This is a genomic window from Aeromonas sp. QDB62, from assembly GCF_027705695.1.
Taxonomy (GTDB): Bacteria; Pseudomonadota; Gammaproteobacteria; order Enterobacterales; family Aeromonadaceae; genus Aeromonas; species Aeromonas allosaccharophila.
Genome location: NZ_JAPDCD010000052.1, coordinates 21,104 through 27,103, shown reverse-complemented (window position 1 = coordinate 27,103; position 6,000 = coordinate 21,104). Strand labels below are relative to the sequence as shown.

Here is a 6,000-nt window from a genome sequence, read left to right as displayed (position 1 = left end):
TTATCGACTTAGGCGTTTGCGTTGCCGCTTGCCCTGTCGATGGAGGCGCATTATAGGGAGTTGAATCTTTCTGGCAAGCAGATAATTGCAAAAAGATGGCTTTCATCGCTCGCTTGCTCACAAAGCCACCGATACGCATATTAAGCGAACAAAATCAGCCCGCGACGGGCACTGAAATAGCGAAATCATGCAGGTTGTCATAGATGGCATCAGCCAATGCGATACCTGCATCGGTCACCGGTTTACCCGTTTTGACCAACACTTTATGCCCGACCTTGGCATTGGCAGCGGCTTTCAGATCAGAGGGCTTGTCACCCACCATATAGGAACGGCTCATGTCGATCCCCAGTTCCTGTTGCGCCAACAGCAGCATACCGGGTTCCGGTTTGCGGCAATCACAGGGGGCGCCGTGATCCGGGTGATGGGGGCAGAAGTAGATGCCATCGAGATCCACATCCCGATCAGCCAGTGACCAATCCATCCATTCCGTCAGATTCATGAAGTCATCTTCACTGAAGTAACCGCGGGCGATTCCGGACTGGTTGGTTACAACAACCAACAAATACCCTTTCTTCTTTAACAGCTGCAGGGCGTCGATCACGCCGGGCAGAAAATGGAAATCATCAACCTGACTCACGTAGCCGGTGTCTTCATTGATGACACCGTCACGATCCAGAAAAATGGCGGCTTTGCTCACGGAAACTACCTCTATCAATGGTTTCGCCCAGTATCTCACAGGGCATAAATAGCCCCAAAAATAAAAGGGGTGGCCGAAGCCACCCCTTTTCATGTTTGTATATAACGAATCGATTAGGCGATTACGCTAGCTACAACACCAGCACCTACGGTACGGCCACCTTCACGGATAGCGAAACGCAGGCCGTCATCCATTGCGATCGGGGCAATCAGGGTAACAACCATTTTGATGTTGTCGCCTGGCATTACCATTTCAACGCCTTCCGGCAGTTCGATGGTACCGGTCACGTCGGTAGTACGGAAGTAGAACTGCGGACGGTAGCCTTTGAAGAACGGGGTATGACGACCACCTTCTTCTTTGGACAGGACGTACACTTCAGATTCAAACTTGGTGTGCGGCTTGATTGAACCCGGCTTGGCCAGTACTTGACCACGTTCTACGTCTTCACGCTTCACGCCACGCAGCAGTGCGCCGATGTTCTCGCCTGCACGACCTTCGTCCAGCAGCTTACGGAACATTTCAACACCAGTACAGGTGGTAGAAACGGTATCTTTGATACCAACGATTTCTACAGTCTCACCTACTTTAACGATACCGCGCTCTACACGACCGGTAACTACGGTACCACGGCCAGCGATAGAGAATACGTCTTCGATAGGCATCAGGAACGGCAGGTCAATTGCACGCTCCGGCTCCGGGATGTAGGTATCCAGGTGGTGAGCCAGCTCGATGATCTTCTCTTCCCATGCAGCGTCGCCTTCCAGCGCTTTCAGCGCGGAACCACGAACTACCGGCAGGTCATCACCCGGGAAGTCATATTCGGTCAGCAGTTCACGAACTTCCATCTCGACCAGTTCGAGCAGCTCTTCGTCATCAACCATGTCACACTTGTTCATGAACACGATCATGTACGGGATACCAACCTGACGACCCAGCAGGATGTGCTCACGAGTCTGCGGCATCGGGCCGTCAGTCGCTGCTACTACCAGGATCGCGCCGTCCATCTGGGCAGCACCGGTGATCATGTTTTTAACGTAGTCGGCGTGACCCGGGCAATCTACGTGAGCGTAGTGACGGGTAGCGGTGTCGTATTCTACGTGGGAGGTGTTGATGGTGATACCACGCTCACGCTCTTCCGGTGCCTTGTCGATCTGGTCGAAGGCGAAAGCTTTACCACCGAAGTGCTTGGCCAACACGTTGGTGATAGCTGCAGTCAGGGTGGTTTTACCGTGGTCAACGTGGCCGATGGTGCCGACGTTTACGTGCGGTTTGTTACGCTCAAATTTTTCTTTAGACACGACGTAGTCCTTCTAGGTTAAACCCGCCTACCGTCGTAGGCGGGGAATCTTAAATTACTTGGATTTGCGCTCTTCGATCACGGCTTGTGCAACGTTGGTCGGTGCATCGTGATACTTGGCGAATTCCATGGCGTAGGAAGCACGACCTTGGGTAGCGGAACGCAGTGCAGTTGCATAACCGAACATTTCGGCCAGCGGCACCAGAGCACGTACGATCTTGCCGGACGGGCCATCTTCCATACCTTCGATCAGGCCACGACGACGGTTCAGGTCACCGATAACGTCGCCCATGTAATCTTCCGGAGTTTCAACTTCTACTTTCATGATCGGTTCAAGCAGAACCGGGTTGGCTTTCATGAAGCCAGCCTTAAAGGCCATGGAAGCAGCGATTTTGAACGCCAGTTCGGAAGAGTCGACATCGTGGTAAGAACCGAAGTGCAGACGCACACCCAGATCCATAACCGGGTAACCAGCCAGCGGACCAGATTTGAGCTGCTCGCGGATACCTTTATCAACACCCGGGATGAATTCACCAGGAATGACACCACCTTTGATGTCGTTGACGAATTCGTAGGCTTTGCCTTCTTCCAGCGGGTACATGTCGATCACAACGTGACCGTACTGACCACGACCACCAGACTGCTTGGCGTGCTTACCTTCGATATCCTTAACGGTGTTACGAATGGTTTCACGGTAGGCAACCTGCGGCTTACCTACGTTCGCTTCAACCTTGAACTCGCGACGCATACGGTCAACGATGATGTCCAGGTGCAGCTCACCCATACCGGCGATGATGGTTTGACCTGACTCTTCGTCAGTCCATACGCGGAAGGACGGATCTTCCTGAGCCAGACGGCCCAGAGCCAGACCCATCTTCTCTTGGTCAGCCTTGGTTTTCGGCTCAACCGCGATAGAAATTACCGGCTCCGGGAATTCCATACGCTCGAGGATGATCGGTGCGTTCTGGTCACACAGGGTGTCACCAGTGGTCACGTCTTTCAGACCGATAGCAGCAGCGATGTCACCAGCGCGTACTTCTTTGATCTCTTCGCGCTTGTTGGCGTGCATCTGAACGATACGGCCAAAACGCTCGCGCTTGTCCTTGACGGAGTTCAGCACGGTGTCACCGGAGTTAACAACACCGGAGTAGACGCGGAAGAAGGTCAGGTTACCAACGAACGGGTCGGTAGCGATCTTGAACGCCAGAGCAGAGAACGGCTCGTCATCAGAAGCGTGACGCTCGTCTTTGGTCTCGCCGTCCATTTTCAGGCCGTCGATAGCAGCTACGTCGGTCGGAGCCGGCAGATAGTCAACAACGGCATCCAGCATTGCCTGTACGCCCTTGTTCTTGAACGCGGAGCCACAGGTTACCAGGATGATTTCGTTGTTCAGCACACGCTGACGCAGAGCTTTCTTGATCTCTTCCTCGGTCAGCTCTTCGCCGCCCAGGTATTTTTCCATCAGGTCTTCAGACGCTTCAGCAGCGGCTTCAACCAGATTCATGCGCATTTCTTGCGCCTGTTCCAGCAGCTCAACCGGGACGTCTTCGTAATCGAAGGATACGCCCTGGTCAGCTTCGCTCCAGTTGATGGCTTTCATCTTGACCAGGTCAACAACGCCCTTGAAGTTCTCTTCGGCGCCGATGTTCAGCTGAAGGGGAACCGGAACGCCTTTCAGACGGGTCTTGATGTGCTCAACGCAGCGCAGGAAGTTGGCACCGGTACGGTCCATCTTGTTGACGAACGCGATACGGGGAACCTTGTACTTGTTAGCCTGACGCCATACGGTTTCAGACTGTGGCTGTACGCCACCTACGGCACAGTACACCATCACGGCACCGTCCAGAACACGCATTGAACGCTCTACTTCGATAGTAAAGTCAACGTGGCCCGGGGTATCGATGATGTTGATACGGTGCGGTTGGAACTGTTTACCCATACCGGACCAGAAAGCGGTGGTCGCGGCGGAGGTGATGGTAATACCACGCTCTTGTTCCTGTTCCATCCAGTCCATGGTGGCAGCGCCATCGTGAACTTCACCGATTTTGTGACTTACACCGGTATAAAACAGTACGCGCTCGGTAGTAGTAGTCTTACCGGCGTCAATGTGAGCGGAAATACCGATGTTACGATAACGCTCAATGGGGGTTGTACGAGCCATTGTCATCCTCTTACTAAGGCGCTTGTCCCTAGATAATTAAAGGTGCGCAGAGCCAAAAGACCCTGCGCAAGCGGATTACCAGCGGAAGTGAGCGAAGGCTTTGTTCGCTTCAGCCATACGGTGAACGTCTTCACGTTTCTTGACAGACGAACCCTTATTGTCAGCGGCATCCAGCAGCTCGCCAGCCAGACGCTGAGCCATTGATTTTTCACCACGTTTACGAGCGGCATCAACCAACCAGCGCATTGCCAGGGCATTGCGACGTACCGGACGAACTTCTACCGGCACCTGATAGGTTGCACCACCGACGCGACGAGATTTAACCTCGACCGCCGGACGAATGTTATCCAGAGCGACTTCGAACAGGGCCAGGTGCTCTTTGCCAGATTTGGTGGCAATGATGTCCAGGGCGCCATAAACGATGGCTTCTGCAACAGATTTCTTACCGTCAACCATTACTACGTTGACAAATTTAGCCAGCAGCTCTGATCCGAACTTGGGATCTGGCAGGATTTTACGCTGACCAACAACACGACGTCTTGGCATTTCAAATTCTCCGTAACTTCAGGGATTACCCAAAACTAGAAAGCTATCTAACTAGAAACGAATTAACGTTTGGCCTTACTTAACGGAGAACCATTAAGCTTTAGGACGCTTCACGCCATACTTGGAGCGAGCCTGCTTACGGTCTTTAACACCGGCACAGTCCAACGCACCACGAACGGTGTGATAACGAACACCTGGCAAGTCTTTTACACGACCGCCACGGATCAGAACAACAGAGTGCTCTTGCAGGTTGTGACCTTCACCACCGATGTAGGAGGTGACTTCGAAGCCGTTGGTCAGACGTACACGGCATACTTTACGCAGTGCAGAGTTAGGCTTCTTCGGGGTGGTGGTATATACACGGGTGCATACGCCACGCTTCTGAGGGCACGCTTCCAGCGCCGGCACGTTGCTTTTCACAACGAGCTTGATGCGTGGCTTGCGAACCAACTGGTTAATAGTTGCCATCAAAAGGCTCCTGATAATGACTTCATAAACGTGTGGAAAATCCTCCCCGCAGATACGGGGACGCGAAATTTTATGCCCTGTTGTCTGGGGAGTCAAGATTTATACAATTTGCGTCACAAAAGGGCAATTCGGATCCGTTTAGTTTCATGACATCACCTTGAATTCTCTTGAAAATGTGCTTCTCAGCCACCCCAGGTGCGCGGGGAACCTTTTTGCGCAATCAGTGCCACCAGACCCGCCATATCGAGCACATTACCCACCCGATGATGCAAACCGCGAGCTTGCAGGTCTTCCTGCATCACATAAAGCGGGATACCCGCCAACTGCTCGCTCCACTGGGGAGCCGACGCCGCTATCACGGCATCCTGCATCAGTACCAGCTCATCCTCGGGCTGGAGGTATGAAAGCGCCTGTGCCAAAGCCTGACTCTGAAAGGGGGAGTTCAATATCAGATGCAACATGGAGACCTCAAAAGCTGATGTGAGTCGAACATTGTGCCCAGCGCCGAGCCAGCTCCTGGCGCGGCAGATTCTCGACCGGGATCAGCAGATCATCCACTGTCAGGCCACGCTCTGCCAGCGAGTCAGCACAAACATAGACCTCTTCGATGTCGTAGAGTTCCAGCATTTTGAAGGTGGGCGCGTAGTGGCGCTGCAAAATGGCGGCCGGCTGCTGCTCCTTGAGCAGTTGCAGCACACCGTCCCCAATCAGGAACAGCGCCAGCTCATCGGTCATAGCCGAGGTGGCCAACAAGGCATCGAGCCCTTCCCGACCGGCGGCATGGCCATGGGGGCCACGACTGCAGATAAATGCGATTTTCTTGCTCATGAC

General features: G+C 53.4%; 7 protein-coding genes. All 7 read right to left on the bottom strand.

Features of this window, described 5'->3' with window-relative positions:
• Positions 1 to 154: 154 nt before the first annotated feature.
• Entirely contained in the window at positions 155 to 697 is a 543-nt protein-coding gene (gene gmhB, locus OKC27_RS20040; protein WP_182938706.1) for a D-glycero-beta-D-manno-heptose 1,7-bisphosphate 7-phosphatase, read from the bottom strand.
• Between the two features lie 113 nt (positions 698 to 810).
• Positions 811 to 1,995, bottom strand: a complete 1,185-nt coding sequence (gene tuf / locus OKC27_RS20035) for an elongation factor Tu (protein WP_042657281.1) — start codon at positions 1,993 to 1,995, stop codon at positions 811 to 813.
• Positions 1,996 to 2,049: 54 nt separating this feature from the next.
• Entirely contained in the window at positions 2,050 to 4,155 is a 2,106-nt protein-coding gene (gene fusA / locus OKC27_RS20030) for an elongation factor G (RefSeq protein WP_270806644.1), read from the bottom strand.
• Between the two features lie 75 nt (positions 4,156 to 4,230).
• Complete coding sequence (gene rpsG, locus OKC27_RS20025) at positions 4,231 to 4,701, bottom strand: 30S ribosomal protein S7 (protein ID WP_010675949.1); 471 nt, start codon at positions 4,699 to 4,701, stop codon at positions 4,231 to 4,233.
• Positions 4,702 to 4,794: 93 nt separating this feature from the next.
• Positions 4,795 to 5,169 carry a 30S ribosomal protein S12 gene (gene rpsL, locus OKC27_RS20020; RefSeq protein ID WP_005306278.1) on the bottom strand — a complete coding sequence of 125 codons (375 nt, stop codon included), beginning with the start codon at positions 5,167 to 5,169 and terminating at the stop codon, positions 4,795 to 4,797.
• A 182-nt stretch (positions 5,170 to 5,351) separates the two neighbouring features.
• Entirely contained in the window at positions 5,352 to 5,630 is a 279-nt protein-coding gene (gene tusB, locus OKC27_RS20015; protein ID WP_042657282.1) for a sulfurtransferase complex subunit TusB, read from the bottom strand.
• 7 nt (positions 5,631 to 5,637) lie between these two features.
• Entirely contained in the window at positions 5,638 to 5,997 is a 360-nt protein-coding gene (gene tusC, locus OKC27_RS20010) for a sulfurtransferase complex subunit TusC (RefSeq protein ID WP_182938705.1), read from the bottom strand.
• Positions 5,998 to 6,000 lie beyond the last annotated feature (3 nt).